At 50.2% G+C, this 16,063-nt stretch carries 16 protein-coding genes and 1 pseudogene; 10 read left to right on the top strand and 7 right to left on the bottom strand.

All coding sequences use genetic code 11. The features are described from left to right. The first annotated feature begins 157 nt into the window (after positions 1–157). From nirK to ACNQKP_RS10230, 4 genes are all read left to right on the top strand, one after another. Positions 158–1,576, top strand: a complete 1,419-nt coding sequence (gene nirK / locus ACNQKP_RS10245; protein WP_416480344.1) for a copper-containing nitrite reductase — start codon at positions 158–160, stop codon at positions 1,574–1,576. Positions 1,577–1,606: 30 nt separating this feature from the next. Next, on the top strand, positions 1,607–2,353 hold the full coding sequence (locus ACNQKP_RS10240; RefSeq protein ID WP_417864610.1) for a formylglycine-generating enzyme family protein: 747 nt from the start codon (positions 1,607–1,609) through the stop codon (positions 2,351–2,353). Positions 2,354–2,366: 13 nt separating this feature from the next. Beyond that, a complete protein-coding gene (locus ACNQKP_RS10235) occupies positions 2,367–2,966 on the top strand; it encodes an SCO family protein (protein ID WP_417864609.1) in 600 nt (199 codons plus the stop codon). Positions 2,967–3,027: 61 nt separating this feature from the next. Beyond that, complete coding sequence (locus tag ACNQKP_RS10230; RefSeq protein WP_015091639.1) at positions 3,028–3,285, top strand: DUF2249 domain-containing protein; 258 nt, start codon at positions 3,028–3,030, stop codon at positions 3,283–3,285. Positions 3,286–3,329: 44 nt separating this feature from the next. Here ACNQKP_RS10230 and ACNQKP_RS10225 read toward each other — a convergent pair whose 3' ends face one another. Both ACNQKP_RS10225 and ACNQKP_RS10220 read right to left on the bottom strand, forming a co-directional pair. Beyond that, a complete protein-coding gene (locus ACNQKP_RS10225) occupies positions 3,330–3,845 on the bottom strand; it encodes a hypothetical protein (RefSeq protein WP_417864607.1) in 516 nt (171 codons plus the stop codon). Continuing rightward, entirely contained in the window at positions 3,787–4,515 is a 729-nt protein-coding gene (locus tag ACNQKP_RS10220) for a Crp/Fnr family transcriptional regulator (RefSeq protein ID WP_417864606.1), read from the bottom strand. Before ACNQKP_RS10220 ends, ACNQKP_RS10225 begins: the two co-directional genes overlap by 59 nt. Positions 4,516–4,672: 157 nt before the next feature. On the opposite strand from ACNQKP_RS10220, the pseudogene ACNQKP_RS10215 reads away from it, so the two are divergent. Next, a pseudogene (locus ACNQKP_RS10215) lies at positions 4,673–5,740 on the top strand (NnrS family protein); the annotation flags it as partial. Here the strand turns inward: ACNQKP_RS10215 and nrdD are convergent. The 5 genes from nrdD to ACNQKP_RS10190 form a co-directional block, all read right to left on the bottom strand. Continuing rightward, a complete protein-coding gene (gene nrdD / locus ACNQKP_RS10210) occupies positions 5,673–7,574 on the bottom strand; it encodes an anaerobic ribonucleoside-triphosphate reductase (protein WP_417864605.1) in 1,902 nt (633 codons plus the stop codon). The pseudogene ACNQKP_RS10215 and the gene nrdD overlap by 68 nt on opposite strands. Beyond that, the gene (nrdG, locus tag ACNQKP_RS10205) at positions 7,571–8,038 is read right to left on the bottom strand and encodes an anaerobic ribonucleoside-triphosphate reductase activating protein (RefSeq protein WP_417864603.1); all 468 of its coding nucleotides are present in this window, start codon (positions 8,036–8,038) and stop codon (positions 7,571–7,573) included. The genes nrdD and nrdG overlap by 4 nt, the downstream gene beginning before the upstream one ends. A 90-nt stretch (positions 8,039–8,128) precedes the next feature. Continuing rightward, positions 8,129–8,773, bottom strand: coding sequence for a Crp/Fnr family transcriptional regulator (locus ACNQKP_RS10200; protein ID WP_417864601.1), 645 nt, complete (start codon positions 8,771–8,773; stop codon positions 8,129–8,131). Between the two features lie 12 nt (positions 8,774–8,785). Beyond that, a complete protein-coding gene (locus ACNQKP_RS10195; protein WP_417864599.1) occupies positions 8,786–9,487 on the bottom strand; it encodes a Crp/Fnr family transcriptional regulator in 702 nt (233 codons plus the stop codon). Between the two features lie 42 nt (positions 9,488–9,529). Next, a complete protein-coding gene (locus ACNQKP_RS10190; RefSeq protein ID WP_417864597.1) occupies positions 9,530–10,522 on the bottom strand; it encodes a hypothetical protein in 993 nt (330 codons plus the stop codon). 116 nt (positions 10,523–10,638) lie between these two features. Between ACNQKP_RS10190 and ACNQKP_RS10185 the strand changes: the two genes are divergently transcribed. The 5 genes from ACNQKP_RS10185 (at position 10,639) to ACNQKP_RS10165 (ending at position 15,875) form a co-directional block, all read left to right on the top strand. After that, positions 10,639–11,484, top strand: a complete 846-nt coding sequence (locus ACNQKP_RS10185) for an HNH endonuclease family protein (protein ID WP_417864595.1) — start codon at positions 10,639–10,641, stop codon at positions 11,482–11,484. A gap of 98 nt (positions 11,485–11,582) precedes the next feature. Continuing rightward, on the top strand, positions 11,583–12,314 hold the full coding sequence (locus tag ACNQKP_RS10180; RefSeq protein ID WP_417864593.1) for a hypothetical protein: 732 nt from the start codon (positions 11,583–11,585) through the stop codon (positions 12,312–12,314). Next, positions 12,311–12,604 (top strand): hypothetical protein, encoded by a 294-nt coding sequence (locus ACNQKP_RS10175; protein ID WP_374033505.1) that lies wholly within the window; start codon positions 12,311–12,313, stop codon positions 12,602–12,604. The genes ACNQKP_RS10180 and ACNQKP_RS10175 overlap by 4 nt, the downstream gene beginning before the upstream one ends. 83 nt (positions 12,605–12,687) lie before the next feature. Beyond that, positions 12,688–13,977 (top strand): putative Na+/H+ antiporter, encoded by a 1,290-nt coding sequence (locus tag ACNQKP_RS10170; RefSeq protein WP_417864590.1) that lies wholly within the window; start codon positions 12,688–12,690, stop codon positions 13,975–13,977. Positions 13,978–14,063: 86 nt separating this feature from the next. Next, positions 14,064–15,875: a PAS domain S-box protein gene (locus tag ACNQKP_RS10165; protein WP_417864588.1), complete on the top strand. Its 1,812-nt coding sequence runs from the start codon at positions 14,064–14,066 to the stop codon at positions 15,873–15,875. The last annotated feature ends 188 nt before the right edge of the window (positions 15,876–16,063 follow it).

Below are 16,063 nucleotides of genomic sequence, written 5' to 3'. Positions count from 1 at the left end.
TCAAGTTTCAGTTGTTTGCCTTTAAAGTAAACATAATGATATATATAACAGCAAAAAAAAGAGCGCAACTTTTTTGGATGATTGATGGCCGTCATGTATTTTCCGTCAGTTGTTCACGACTATGAAGCTGCAGATGAATTCATCAAGGAGACAAAAGATGAAAGACTGGAATTATAAAAAGATACTCTTGGCAGGCTTGTTGATCGGCGCAGCTCCGGTCGGAGCGATGGCTGAAAAAATTAAAGGCGAGGAAGTGGCTGTCTTGACTGACGCCCCGGAAGTGCCACCACCGATCACTCGCAAACATGCAACTAAAGTGGTCGTGAATCTGGAAACTAAGGAAGTAAAACTGCGTCTGGCCGACGGGGTGGATTATACTTTCTGGACATTCGGGGGCAAGGTGCCGGGTAAATTCATCCGGATCCGTGAAGGGGATCAGGTGGAATTCCATCTGCACAACCATCCTTCCAGTAAATTGCCGCACAATATCGATTTGCATGCCGTGACTGGTCAGGGTGGTGGTGCCGAAGGTTCCTTCACTGCACCGGGACACAGTTCTACTTTCAGTTTCAAAGCGCTGAATCCGGGCTTGTATGTTTATCACTGCGCAACTGCGCCGGTGGGGATGCACATTGCCAACGGAATGTACGGTCTGATTTTGGTGGAACCTAAAGAAGGTCTGCCAAAAGTGGATCGTGAATTCTATGTTATGCAGAGTGAGTTCTACACTAAAGGCAAATACGGTGCTCCAGGCTTGCAGCCTTTCAGCATGACTAAGGCGGTCGAAGAAAAAGCTGACTACGTGGTCTTTAACGGCAGCGTGGGTGCTTTGGTGGGCGACAATGCCATGAAAGCCAAAACTGGCGAAAAAGTCCGTTTGTTTGTTGGTAATGGTGGACCGAACCTGGTGTCTTCCTTCCACGTCATTGGTGAGATCTTCGACAAGGTTTACGTCGAAGGCGGTAAACTGGTGAATGAAAACGTGCAGACTACTTTGGTTCCGGCCGGCGGGTCTGCGATTGTTGAATTCAAACTGGACACTACTGGCACTTTCATTCTGGTCGATCACTCGATCTTCCGCGCCTTTAATAAGGGTGCCATCGGGATGCTGAAAGTCGAAGGCAAAGAAGATCATGAGATTTATTCCGGTAAAACTAAAGACGGGATCTATCAGCCAGAGGGCGGTGTGATCCAGGAAATCGGTGCGGAAGCTCCGAAACAGATTCCAGCCAAAACATTGGAAGAGCGTCTGGCGGGCGGGAAGCGTATTTACGATTCATCCTGCTTTGCCTGCCACCAAAGCAATGGTCAGGGTTTGCCGGGTGCATTCCCTCCGCTGGCAAAATCGGATTTCCTGAACAACAGCAAAGAAAAGTCCATTTCAGCGGTGATCCACGGTCTGGAAGGTCCGGTGAAAGTGAACGGCAAAGAATTTAATTCTGTTATGCCGGCTCAGATTTTGTCTGATGAAGATGCCGCGAACGTGCTGACTTATGTTTACAGCATGTGGGGTAATTCGAAGAAAGTTGTGACTCCGGCGGATGTTAAAGCTGTCCGTGCAGCAGGGAAAAAGTAAGATTCAATGACTTGGCAAGGAGGTTTGAAAATGGACGGAATTAAACAGGGTCTTCTGATCGTGGCCGTCCTTTTCATCAGCCTCAGTGCCTTGGCGCTGAATCAAGTGGCGGTCCCTGGGGGAGAGTTCAAGATGCCGGCCCGGCTGAATCAGAAGAAACAGGCTGTGGCCGCATTCCAAATGGACCTGCATCCGGTGACCAACGCCGACTATCTGGAGTTTGTGAAAGCAAATCCCCAGTGGCGAAAGTCCCAGGTAAAAAAGATTTTCGCCGATGCCAGCTATCTGGACTATTGGAAGAACGATCTTCATTGGGAAGACAAAGTGTCCGGGCAGTCCCCGGTGGTGCGAGTCAGCTGGTTTGCGGCACGTGAGTACTGCGCGTGGAAAGGTCTGCGGCTGCCGTTGACCAACGAGTGGGAATACGTGGCGTTAAGTCCCTTTAAAAATGACGCCGACATCAAGGCTTTGATTCTGGAATGGTACGGGCGGGGGGCTGAGTGGCCCTTGCCGAAAGTTCAAAAAGGAAGTGCCAACCGTTTGGGTGTGTATGACATGCATGGGTTGATCTGGGAGTGGGTTGAAGATTTCAACACCGCTCTGGTCACCGGCGAGTCCCGCGCTGACGGGGGGCTGGATAAAAACCTGTTCTGTGGTGCCGGAGCTTCCGGTGCAGCAGACCCGGCAGATTACGCCGCTTTTATGAGATTTGCATTTCGCAGCAGTTTGCAAGCCCGATACACAGTTCAGAATCTGGGCTTTCGCTGCGCTAAATAACCAGGAGTGATTTATGAAACTGTCAAAAGTGCTGCCGCTAGGAATTGTTCTGCTGATGGTGGCAATGGCCCAGGCCAATGACCATCATCACCATCACGCCGCACCCGCTGCGGCGGAAAAGAGCCCGGCTTTAAGCGAAGATTCCATTTATAATTTGAATTCATCCTTGCTTGATACTGACGGGAAGAAAGTGAATCTGGAAAGTCTTCGTGGGAAGCCCGTGGTGATTTCCATGGCCTATACCAGCTGTGTGTACACTTGCCCCCTGATTGTGGCTCAAATGCAGCAGATTGAAAAAGCCCTGCAGGCCAAAGGCAAAAAAGACGTGCGCTTTGTTCTGGTCAGCTTTGATCCGGAAAAAGACAAGCCGGCGGTATTAAAGGCCTTTGGTAAAAAGAAAGACCTCAGTGGACAGTGGAGCCTGCTGACTTCCAAGTCTGACAAAGAACCACGCGAAATCGCCAGCGTGCTGGGAATCAAGTACAGCAAAGTGGAGGGTGGCGACTATGATCACTCTTTCATTATCACTGTGCTTGACGCCGACGGCGTTCCACGTGGCCGTCAGGTGGGTGCCGCAGGGGATCCAAAAGATCTGATAAAGTTCATCCCTTGATCCTGATCAAGGCGGGCGCTGAGTTTTCATCCTAAATTGGGGAAAACAAAGGAGTGATTCCATGAAAGAACTAGTCATTGAAGCTCAGAAAATTGAACCAGCGACCCGCCATTCTTTTATTTTCGAAAGTTTTGACAAGCTGGAAGGCGGCGACAGCCTGTTGATCGTGAATAACCATGATCCGCTTCCGCTGCTGCGCCAGTTCGGTGAAGCCCGTCCCAATCAGTTTGTTGATGAGTATCTTGAAAAAGGTCCGGCGGTTTGGAAGCTGCGTCTGACGAAAAAGAAAAAAGAAGGCTGCTGCGGTTTCTGCGAGTAGCCTGAAACAAGCCCCCTGTTGCGTCAGCGACAGCGCAACAGGGATCAGCTTAACATTTTTTCACACAAGACAAACAGACAGCCATCTTCTTTGGCAATATGTCGACGTAGCAGGCTTTCATAATCAGCCTTTAATACTTCAAAATATCCCGGATAGATTTTTTGCACGTCAGGATTGACCAGGATCTTCAAAGCTTCGGCAATTTCGTGTCCCAGTTCGTGTTCATCCATGGGAAGACTTAGAGGATTCTGCGGATTCAGCCAGTCAAAGCTCGCGTAAGCACTGGCTTTGGGGAAACCTTCTTTATAAAGCTTCTGCAGGTGCTGGCGGGGACCTTCCTGCGGATTTAAATCCAGTTCCATACCACGAAAGAAAGTGCACAGCGGACCCCCTTCACGCAGCAAGGGGTGAGTCGCCACGGCCGGGAACAGCTCTTGTTCCTCCAGAGGGTGATGCACTTTTTCGACGAAATGAATGATTTCCAGAATGGAAACCTGCTCATCAAACATTTTCAGGATGATCTGATGTTCCTGGCGCAGTTTTTCGAGAAGGGCGTTCACTTTCCACCTCCTTCAGGGCCTGGGGATCCAGAATTTCGATGTGATGGTCCACGGTGCGGATCCAGCCTAGTTTGGTCCATTGACTTAAAATGCGAATGACAGTTTCGCTTTGGGTGCCGGTGCGATCGGCAATATCCAATCGGGTCAGGGGAAGCTGAATATAGGTTTTGTTTGAATCCTGGCGATCCAGCAGGCGCAGTAAAAAGTCCGCGACACGATAAGGGGCCAGTTTCTGGGATTTGCAGATGTCATTCTGAAATTCCAAAAAACGTTCGGAAATCTGTCGGTTCACTTTGCGGCGAACCTCGGGGATCAGCATCAGGCAGTCAAAGAAAAAGCCAATGGGAATTTTCAGCAGGGTGCTGTCTTCATTGGCGACCGCGGAAGTGGGATAACGTGGCTGGGGCAGACCCGCCATGGCAACACCCAGGAACTCGCCCTGGCTTAGGAAATTAAAGATTTTCACCGCCCCCTTGTCGAGGGATTCCTGAATCTTGAACGAGCCGTACAGCACCAGATAAATGTGTTCAATGGGCTGACCTTTTTTAAAAAGAACCTCACGATGGGAGGTGTGAATCAGCTCAAAGTAAGGTGTCAGGGAACGAAGATCACGGTCGTTCAGTTGGCGCAGGAAATCTTGTTTTTTCAGGACGCTGATAATGTCTTTCATAGGACCCTCTTACACAGAATGCGGCGCTTTCCCGCGTAACAACATGATCCGGATCAACTTCGCCACTTTTTACCCAATATTGATCCCGATCATGTGATCAGCCGTGGAGTTGGAGTAGTTTGATTCTGAGACCCGCGAAGGGTGAAATGAGGCAGTTATGAGTACGACTTCAATGGATGCTTACCGGTATTTCTTTCCTGCGGGATGGGTGATGGCCATCTGGGGAGTTTTGTTGTGGATTCTGTTCCCGTGGAATTTGGTTTCTTATCCCGGGCTTCATCATCCGGAAATCATGTCCGGTGGATTCTTTCTTTGTTTCGTGGCGGGTTTTTTGATGACGGCCGCTCCGCGATTCACCAACACTTTTGGTCCGACTGCGGGTGAACAGAAAGTGTCGTTGTTGCTGATCGGTTTGTTGTTCGCTTCACTTCTGCCCGCAAGCAAGACCCTGTTTTATGCGAGCGTCACGGCGCTTTTCATATTTTTGATCTTTTATATGGCCCGCCGGTTTTTAAATCGTAAAAGCAATCCGCCGGATTCATTTCTTTTCGTCGGTGTTGGCTTAGGGGCGGGGTTGTTGGGCTGCGTGGCTTTACTGGCCGGTGAATTTATCAACATTCCAGGCCCGTTGTATTCTTTGGCGCGCACCTTCTTGTTGCAGGCGTATGTTCTGTGTCTGGTGATGGGGGTGGGCAGTCGTTTGATTCCCGCGCTTTTGGGCTGGGCCCCGCTGCCTACTGAAGCCGGGAAAACAGCACCGCGGATTAAACTGTTCTCGTCGCTGGCGGTTCTGTTTGTGGCAAGCTTTGTTTTGGAAGTTCTGATCAACGCGCAAGCCGGTCAGATTCTGCGCACAGCCGTCATGGCTTATATCGTGTTTTCTTTCTGGAAGCTGCATCGTCTTCCGCAGCGCCGGGCTTTCCAAAGCTGGTGGTTGTGGGGTTCAGCCTGGTTGATGTTTGTGGGGCAGGCTGCGACAGTATTTGTTCCATCCTTCCGGGTGCATTTGCTGCACGTGATTCTGGTTTCAGGATTGGGTCTGATGACTTTCATGATTGCGACACGTGTGACTTTGTCTCACGGTAAGCATGACATGATCATAGAGAAAAGCTCCAAGGGTTTGTTCCTTGGAGCTTTCTTGATGGCCTTAGCCGGGCTTACACGCCTGTCGGCGGGGTTTGCTCCGCATATCTATCAGTCCCATCTGGTGTATGCGGCATATACCTGGATTCTGGGGCTGCTGGTGTGGGGCTGGATTTTCCTGCCAAAGATGATACGCGTGAGGGAGTAGGGTGATAGAAACGTTTTGCCGCCTCGGTCTGGCGTGCCTTGCTGAAGGCGGAAACACGTTTCAAATAACCAATAACCCGGGTGGCGTGATCAACATCGTGGCTTCCACAGTCGCTGCATTTGTACAGCGTCCTTTTGTCGATATGTTCACAGACGTTGCAGATGGTGATTTTGATATTCACGCACCAATAGTTGCAGCCCGATAGTGCCGCCGCACGGATCAGTTTTAAGAATCCTTCGGCGGTCAGCCGTTCTTCCAAATTAAGATGTAATGCGGATCCACCATCAAGATATTGCATCATCTCTTTGCCGTGCAGATCCATCTTGTCCAGAGGATTCACGGAATCGTTTTCTACCACATAGAAATAGGAATTATAGCAGTCTCGCGGGACGTATAGTCCGTCCTTGCGGTCCCACTGGGCGTTTTTAACCCCCAGGTTTTCTGCGGGCACAAATTCGGTGTTGAACATATAGCCATAAGTTTGACGGGCTTTGCGGTTGGCTTCATAAATCACTTTCAGCTTTTCGCGCACAAAGTCTTTGTAAGGGCCGGAATTTTCAACGCCGAGCCCGCTGAATTCGGCGGCTTCCACCATGCCGTTAATTCCGATCGTCAAAAACTGCTTATTCAGGGAAATGAATCCCGCGGTGTAAGCCGTTAGTAATCCGGCTTCGAAATATTCCTGCATCAGTTCACGATAGGCGACCTGATACTTTTGCACCTTGTCCACCATCTCGGCGAGATCCAGGTTCTTTTGCACCAGGCGGTTCATGTTGATGGTGATAACATTAATCGACCCCGTGGCAACACCCCCTGCCCCAAGGGAATAACTGAAGGTGTTATCGGAAATTTCGTTGCGCAGTCGGCAGCAGCTGGCCAGACTGTCGGCGGAATCACTCATGTACATAAAGAAGCTGTTGCCGCGGCTGAGTTCTTGCGCGCACATTGTGGCAAAGGTCGTGTCCCGCGGGCCTTGTTCATCAATCAGCATGGCAGCAGTCACCACAGGGAAAGTCAAAATCGCTTTTTTGCGTTCCTCGTTGAACCAGGACATGAAGTGCGCCTGAAGTTTTTCAACTTTGTCCCAGCGGGGCAGATCTCCATCCGGGAATACAAAGTCACCGAACAGGGATTTGAAATAGTATTCATCATACGCCGAGATATTCCAGAAGACGGACTGGTATCCGCGGGCGGCTGCGGGTTGGTTTAAAGCATAAACCACGTGCTGCAGGTGATTGTTGATCAGACGCGGGTGGGTTTTCAGATAGTCATCACCATAGTCCTTGCGGGCAAAATGATCGAAATACATCAGCCATTCCACCGTCGCGACCGCCCCGGCAAACTGTGCTGACACGGCAAAAACCAGATTCACAAAGCAGCCACAGAAGCTTTCCAGATGCTGGGGGGCTTTGGATTCACCGCCAAGATCACGCAGACCTTGCAGCAGCAGGGGATACATGGAAATGGAAGCGCAGTAGGGTTTTAACGATGTTTCATCATGAACATAGATTTCATGACTTTCGATCTGGCGCACATATTCGGCGGAAAGCTCGGGCCCGAACAGTTCGGCGATTTTTCCGGCAACCAGGCTGCGGTTAATCTGGATATTGATGTCTTTGTTGATCTCTGCCTCCAGCGTCGCAATATTCTTTAAAGTGACGTTGGCATTGGCATCCAGTCTGGAACCTTCCGCGGCATTGGCGGCGGATTTGTACTGCTGGACGAAGGCGATCTTTTTCTGAATTTGTTCTTCAGTGAGTCTGATCATAGGGAGGGCTCCTTTGTGTTGTGTTGAAAAAGATGATTTAGAATTTTACCAGCGCGCAGATCCCGAAAGACCTGGTTTGTAGCGGGGGAATCCAGGCCCCCCAAAGCGCGAACCCAGGGGCCGGTCTTCAGGTAATCGAGATCTTCCAGCAAACGGGCTGAAACCTCGTTAAGGCCTGTATAAAGTGCGGTGCGAAGATGATTGTGATGACAGATCTTTAAAAAGCTGCAGAGCTCGGCTTCATGCCATTCTCCGCCCAGAAACAGCACGCAAGTGATCCGGCCACCGTAACGTGTGATCAGCTGCTGCAGCAGTTCCGTGGTTAAAGGCGTGCCGGTTTTTTCAGTCCATAGCTCGGGAGAATGACAGCCCGGGCATTTCAGCGGGCAGCCACAAACATAGAATGCCAGGGACACATGATCCGGCACTTCCTGGAAGACGATGTCGTACTTGTAGATGTTCACTGCAAGCCTCCCGATACAACAAGGATATCGGGCCGGACTTTCGTGGCACCCCTAAAACGGGGAAAGGATGATCGGCATCATCCCGAAGAATTATTTGGAGCTTTGCAGAATTTGAACCTGTTTGTGGTTCATCTTGATTTGGCCGTCGTTTTCCAGCTCGGCCAGGGCCCGTGAAAAGGTCTCGGGTCTTAGACCCAGCATCAAAGCCACTTCATGCTTTTTGCCGCTCAGCTGAACCACTTCTTTATTTTGCTCTGTTTGCAGGCGGCACAGATAAGTCCACACGCGTTCTTTTGCGGAAGGAGTGTTGATGTTTTCAATGACGTTATTCAGGTTTGCCATCCAGCGGACCAAAGAAGCCACCACGGATTGATACAGCAGGGGATTCTTGTCCAGAATGGCCTGCAGGTCTTTTTTCGGCAGATAAAGAACTTCGGTCGGTTCGGTGGTGGTGGCGGTGTCGGCTTGACGGTCCTGCCCCAGCAGGCTGCCTTCACCAAAAGTTTTACCGGCACTTAAAAGTCCCAGAACAATTTCTTTTCCAGCCGGGGAGATCTTGGAGATTTTCACCACACCTTTGGTGATTAAGAACAAACCTCTGGATTCTTCTTCCTGTTCAAAGACCAAAGCATTCTTGGCAAAGTTTTTTTTCTGAATCACAGAAAGGATTTGTTCAGTGACGTATTCTTCCTGAGAGGAGCAGATCGGGCAGTTGTCGATAAAGCGCTTTTCCATAACAACCTGCCGTTAGCGGACTTCCGCGCGATCGCGCAGTTTTTCTTTGGAAAGAATGCGGATGCTGCGACCATCAGTCTGGTCAATCAGGCCGTCTTTTTCAAATTGAGACAAAGTGCGAATGACGGTCTCTGGTGTCGTGCCGGCCCATTGGGCGATTTCACGACGGGTCCAATTCTGATGCGCGAAGTGGTCTTGCAGGAACAACAAGGCCTCGGCGATACGCTCGGAAGCTCCTTTGTCCATTTGATCCATCCATTTTTCCTCGGCCAGACGCAGGTCTTTGGAGATATGGGACAAAAGTTTCATCGCCAAGTCAGGATGGTTTTTGAAAATGTTCATGATCTCGGCTTTGGGAACAAAGCAGAGCTCACAGTCTTCCACCGCGACGGCCGAGGCGTGATAAGGCTCGTTGGCAAAAAGTGAGCGATAGCCCAGCGTGCCGCCAGGCCCCACCAAACGCAGCGTGTGCGCCGCGCCCGAGGCAGACGTCACTTCCAGTTTTACCAGGCCGGATTGAATGGTGAAAATTCCCAGCGGATCGTTGCCGGAATAGAAGATCATCTGACCAGCTTTAAAGCGGCAGGAAACACGAGCCTTTTCCACCATAAGCAAAACATCGGGATTGGAGCACAGGATGCTATCGAGGCGGTTGCCACATGTTTTGCAGTTTTCAGGGGTGGATTGGGGGCTACATTCTTTTTTGATCGACATAGGGGCAGTCTATCAGAAAAAAGCCTTTTTCGTCATGAAAGTTTATTGATAGTGCAGCAGGGCTGAGTGCAACAAAAGGCTGTCTTCGAGACCTTGGAACAGGGGCGTATTCAAGCGCTGGGCCGCACTGTGAGCATTTTCCGGCAATTCCCAGATTTTCAGGCTGGACTCGAATAATCGTTGGAATTCGGCCTCTGTGGTCTCAGATAAGGCCTCGGTCATGGCCAGACCTTCACGCCGTTTGAAGTAGCCCAAAAGGACGGCTTTGAAGGTTTTAAGCAAATGCAGCGGGAAAGAGTTCATATCTGACATCAGATATTCAAATTCCTTTTTAAAGGCCGCATCAGTCTGCAACATCACCTGAATGTCGTGGAAGCCAAACACCACCATCAAGCGGCGGCTGAATTCAATTTGTGCGCGGGCTTTGACCGGATCGGCAAAGAAATGGTCCGCGTGAATCAGGTCATGCACGATGAAACCCAGGACATCGCGGCCTTCTTCAACAAACTCCTGCATTTCTGTCAGGTCCTGTAGCATCGAAACACAGCGTTGACCTTCGCTCTGCATGCTTAAAACCTCTTTCGGTGTCGGCACATAAGACAGCAGACGCAGTGGATACAGGCCGTTTTCCCACGCCATCAGTGATTGCGCGACGGACAGGGGAATGGAGCGCCAGCTGTGCGCGCAAAAATAGCTTAAAAGATCGTCGGGGCGCTGAAAGCGGGCCAGGGACTTGGTCTGACGCAGGTCTTCAGGAAGCTCTTTTTGCAGCAGCTCGAAGAACGTCTGACAGCACATTCGTGAACTGACGGGAAGGGTTGCCAGCGGTTGGTTGTGCGGGCCTCCCAGGAAGTCTTTCGGGCGGCGCAAAAAGCTGAATATCAAAATGTAAATTGCCGCGATTTCCGCATCGGACAAGGATTTGCTCTGCCACAGGCGCATAAAAACCTGCAGGCACTTGTGGGCCAGTGGACTTGTGTGTTGAAGGAATTCGTCTTCCAGCAGACGATGGCGGAATCGGCCGACGCGTAACATAATTGGATTTGTAGCGGAGCCATTGACAGAAGTCTAACAAATAAACTCTTTGCCAAGGCCCCAATTCCCTTTTCTAATAAGGAAACAACGATGCTCTAAAAGGATTTGGAGACTTCATGAAGAAAACGTTTCTTGTGATGATGTTGGTGGCCACCTCGGGAACTTCAAATGCCCTGGCAGAAGAAAATCTCGCCAACCCCCGCTTCGATGACTATTACACAGTCAGGGAATCCATTTCTCCTAATTCTGAAAATTTCACGGCCCCCTGGGAAGCAGCCCTAGATCTGATTCACGAAAACGAAGAATTTTTCACAGAACTTCGCAGTCGTCTTTATTCGCTGGTGCGCTTTGATCATCACACCGACGGATACGGCAACGTCGGGGAGCGCTACGACCGCGCCAAACACTTTGGTGGCTGGTTGAATGATCATCGCGATGATAACTGCCATAACACCCGCGCCAAGGTTTTGATGCGGGATTCAGAAGTTCCAGTGGGCTTTGCCTCCAACGGCTGCACCGTTTCCACCGGTCAATGGCAGGATCCCTACGGGGATCGCCAGTATTCCCGCGCCAGTGATATTCAGATAGATCACTTTGTCCCGTTGAAAAATGCCTACATCAGCGGAGCCCATAAATGGAACCGTGTGAAGCGTTGCCTTTACTCCAACTATCTTGGGAATGAATTCCATCTGTTGTCCGTGTTTGGAAAAGAGAACGCCTCCAAGAGCGACAAAACTCCGGAAGGTTATATGCCACCGAACCCAGCCTACCGCTGCCAGTATCTGGTGCAGTGGCTGAAGGTGAAAATGATCTGGTCCCTGGGGTTGACGCCACCGGAAAAAGACACCGTTTTGCGACTGGCCAGCGAAAACCGCTGTGATTTGAATGAATTCGTTTATAGCGAGGGTGATCTGCAGAATCAGCGTCGTTTTATGAATGATAATATGGCTCTGTGCGAATAGGTTCGCTCTGAGATTATGGAAAGATTAAGAATCAAATAAGGAGCGGATTTCGTCCTGAAATCCCTCAAATCTCGGGTCGGGGTGCCGATAAGAACCCCATGAAAACAGTTCTTTTTTTATTCGGTGTCTTTGCGGCCTTCGGAGCAGGGGCGCAGGAAAGCTGCCCTCAGTCCAAAAGTGCGGTCAAGGATCTGCAAAGTCTTTGCGATGAGCTTAATAAATCCAACCAAAGTCACTGTAAAGTAAGTGCGCCCGCCAAAACCGAATCGGTGCCGGCTATCACCTATGGAATTTTAAGCGCCTCCGGAAAAATGAAGTCTCTGTTTGAGAAAATGGAAGGCATGCAAAAGGCCTTTCTGGCGGAGGCTGGGGGGTGTCCTGGGGGTTGTTCGCGCATCAATGCTCCGGTGGTTGAGATTTCCACACAACCCACGGCCGTGGTGAAGCACACTTCGTGTCCGGATCAGTATACGGCGTTGAAACTCAGTTCCTCGGAACAGCAGCGTTTCGCTATCGGGCAGAAGGGGGATTATTTCAAAAAATCTTTCCGCATGCGGGCGGACGCTAAAAAATGTCAGGAAGCGGCCACCACGTACGCGCAAGAAACCTTGATGGGTGAAAATGAACTGGGTTCTTTTCTTGAAGACTCCAAATGCAAGTCCCCTTGCTCGTATTCGTCGGTCATTCGTTTGAAAACTCAGAGCGCGGGTAAAGGTGAGTGTGCGGTGGACCTGGAACTGGTCGTGCAATGCGGTTCACCGAAAAAGGATCGCGAGTGGCAGACACAGGCCAAGCTGACGAAAACCTTCAGCTGTGAGGTGGCACAATGAGAACTCTTTTGATGGCAGTCTTGATGTCGTCGTCGGTGGCTTATGCCAAGGTCTGCAAGGACTCTGATCAGGGGTTGATCCCTGAAGCTGCAGGTAAAGTGATCTATTCCCTGGGGGAAGAAAACTGTCTTGGTGACAGTTGTTATGGTCAGGTGGTGAAGGAATTTGATCGTTGCCTGGATTCGCAAAAACTTTTGGAATTTGCCTGTCAGCAGGGGGAGATCATCGAAAAAGAAATCCTGTGCGCGCCCGATCAAGTCTGCCGCCAGGGCGCGTGTGTCAAGAAATAGCGGAATTGGACTCGGGGCAAAATCGCACCTGCTTTTTCCGGTTCTGTTTGGCAGAGGTTTTTGTCTCTGTGTAATATGTCGGAATGACATACACAACGATTGAACTTATCGGAACAATTCTATTTGGTTTGGCAGTCATTCACACCTTTATGGTGGGTCGTATTCTGGCCTGGTCGCATCACTTTCCCAAAGATTCCTTGTGGAGCAATTTCCTGCACCTGCTGGGTGAAATCGAGGCGGTTTTTGCCATCTGGGCCGCTGTGTTCATGGCGATATTCATCGGTCTGGAGGGATGGACAACCGCCCTGGAATATCAGAGCAAATTGAACTTTATTGAGCCGTTCTTTATTTTTGCCATCATGGTTGTGTGTTCGACACGTCCGGTTCTGGCGGCGGGGCGCAAGGGCATTTTATTCATTTCCTCTTTGATTCAAAAAGTCTTCCGCACACCAGCGGTTTTGACAGACATCTTTGTAGTGCTGATTTTGGGGCCGCTGAGCGGCAGTTTTATCACTGAGCCTGCGGCAATGACCGTGACGGCCTTTATGCTGAATTCGATGCTGCAAAAAGAAAGCAGCAAACTGATCTATGGACTTATCGCCGTGTTGTTCGTGAATATTTCCATTGGCGGGGCACTGACTCCGTTTGCGGCGCCACCGATTTTGATGGTGGCCGGTAAATGGAACTGGGACTTTGCTTTTATCATCTCTCATTTCGGATGGAAGAGTGCAATCGCAGTCGTAATCAACACGGTCCTTTTGATTGCTGTATTCCGCAAACAGCTGACCGAAGGCTGTATCACTTTGCGTGAAGTGGAAACTCGTCTGGCCGGTTCGCAGGCGGCAATTCCGGCACCAGTGACTCTGGTGCACCTGTTGTTCCTGACGGGAATTGTGGTGACAGCACATTATCAGAATGCCTTTATGGGAATCTTCCTTCTGTTCCTGGGGGTGGCTGCCGTGACTCAGCGTTATCAGGATTCATTGCGCTTGAAGGAAAGCCTGCTGGTGGCCATGTTCCTGGGTGGCATTATTCAGTTCGGTGCATTTCAGAAGTGGTGGCTGGCGCCTTTGCTGGGGAGCATGAGTGACCTTCTGTTGTTCAAAGGTGCCGTGGGTTTGACGGCAATTACGGACAATGCGGCACTGACCTATTTGGGGTCTCAGGTCGAGGGGCTGAGTGATTCCAGCAAATACGCTCTGGTTGCAGGGGCGATCGCCGGGGGTGGTCTGACAATTATTGCCAATGCGCCGAATGCAGCGGGATATTCGATTCTAAGTCACAAATTCCCAGGTGGCATCAAGCCGTTGAACCTGCTGATCGCAGCTCTTGTTCCGACGGCTGTGGCTATCATTTGTTTATGGATGTTGTAAGCACTGATATATTCAGAGGTCCTAACTTGAGAAGCCACCTTATTATGAGGTGGCTTTTTTGTTTTTTACCCTGTTAAGATTTCTCAATGGAATCCCGTTATGACGCTCTCTTTGAATTGTCCAATGACATGGTCGGTGTCTTTGGAAAGGATTGGCGTCCGACGAAACTGAATCATGTTTGGTCGGAAGTGTTGGGCTGGTCCAATGAAGAGCTGATGCAGATATCTTTCATCGACTTGATTCATCCCGACGATATCAAAAGCATTGTCAGTCGATATGAAAAGATCCAAAAGGGCGAAGTGATTCGCAATTTCCTGCTGCGCTATCGCTGCAAAGACGGTCATTACAAATTTCTTTCCTGGAATTATCAGTACGACCCGGTTTCCAACGATTCTCTTTGTGTGGCGAAGGACACGTCTCCACAGAAAATATTTACCGAGATTGCCGATCAGGCCAATGCCGAAGCGACGATTGGCACGTGGAGCATGGATCTTACCACTGGAAAGCATTTTTGGTCCCGTGCTCTTTACGATATTTTCGAGGTGGATCCGCAAACCTATGATCTGGAACGGTTACGCGGTTTTGAAATGATCGTTGAAAAAGACCGGGCCATGATGATGGAAACACATCAGCGCCTGATGGAGCACGGAACAGATTACGATGTGGAAGTCCTGGTTCGTTCGGGGAGAGGACGGGTTTTCCCGGCGAGGGTGATGGGCACAGCCTTGCGCCAGGAAGGGCGCATTATTCAGATTTATGGACTGATGTATGACGTCGCCCAGAAGCGCAGTTTTGAAAAGGAATTGCGGTACCAACAGTTCCTGCTGAAGATGTTTTTGCAGTCGTCGCCGGCCATTGTCTATGTCAAGGATCTGCAGGGACGCTATTTGCTTGTCAGTCCCACGTTCGAAAAGCTGGTTGGCAAGACCAGCGTGGATCTGGTTGGTAAAACGGACCAGGAAATTTTTGGTGTTGAGGATGCCCGAAGATTCTCTGAATCCGACAGCCAGTTGATTCTGGAGCAGCGTCCGCGCAGTTATGAAGAACGCCTGACTTTCGTGGATGGCTCGCAAAGATACTATCTGTCTGAAAAGTTTCCTATGCGGGATGAAGGCGGGCATCTGATTGCCATTGCGGGGGTGTCCACCGATATCACCGAACTGCACCGGTACCAGCAGGAGCTGGAAAGCGCCAAAGAGGCGGCCGAAGCCGGAACCCGTGCCAAGTCCGAGTTTTTGGCAAACATGAGTCATGAAATTCGCACCCCGATGAATTCGATCATGGGGATGTCCGAACTTTTGCTGGATACGGAGCTGAGCCCTGATCAGCGTCAGTTCGTGACGATTTTGACCCGGGCTTCCTCAAATCTGCTGAATTTGATCAATGATATTCTGGATATTTCCAAAATTGAGTCCGGTCAGATGGTGATTGAAAAAGTTCCGTTCAACGTCCGTGAGTCCGTGCGCCGGGCTTTTGAGATTCTGATGATCAAAGCCGTGGAAAAGAAGCTGGATCTGAAGTTGGAGATCGAACCTCAGGTGCCGGAGAAAATCAACGGCGATGCCACGCGCTTTCAGCAGGTGCTGGTCAATCTGATCGGCAACGGGCTGAAGTTCACCACCCATGGGGAGGTGAGAGTGCAATTGAAGGTGAGTGGTGATCAATTGTGGGTTGGAGTGAAAGACACAGGCATAGGAATGGCGCCAGATCAAATGCAGGGGCTCTTTACACGTTTTTCACAAGGGGATTCCTCCATCACGCGCCGCTTCGGTGGTACCGGCCTGGGTTTGAGCATCAGCAAGCAGCTGGTCGAGAAAATGGGCGGAACTATTGGAGTTACCAGTGAAATCGGCCAGGGGTCGGTCTTTTACTTTACGCTACCTCTGGGATCAAAATAAGATCCTTTGGTTTTTATTTTAGGAGGGGGCTAGACAAGCCCTTTTTCTTTGGTTAGGCTTTAAAACATCTCACACACGAGAGGAGGACCACATGATAATGATGAATATCAGCTCACTGATGGGTCTTCTTCTGTCACAGTTCTAAGGTCATTTGTTCATTTAAGAACTGATCTTATTCTTCTGCACAA

Origin of the sequence: Bdellovibrio bacteriovorus (assembly GCF_048286975.1) — a bacterium.
GTDB classification, from domain to species: Bacteria; Bdellovibrionota; Bdellovibrionia; order Bdellovibrionales; family Bdellovibrionaceae; genus Bdellovibrio; species Bdellovibrio bacteriovorus_H.
This window is presented reverse-complemented; position numbering and strand designations above follow the sequence as displayed.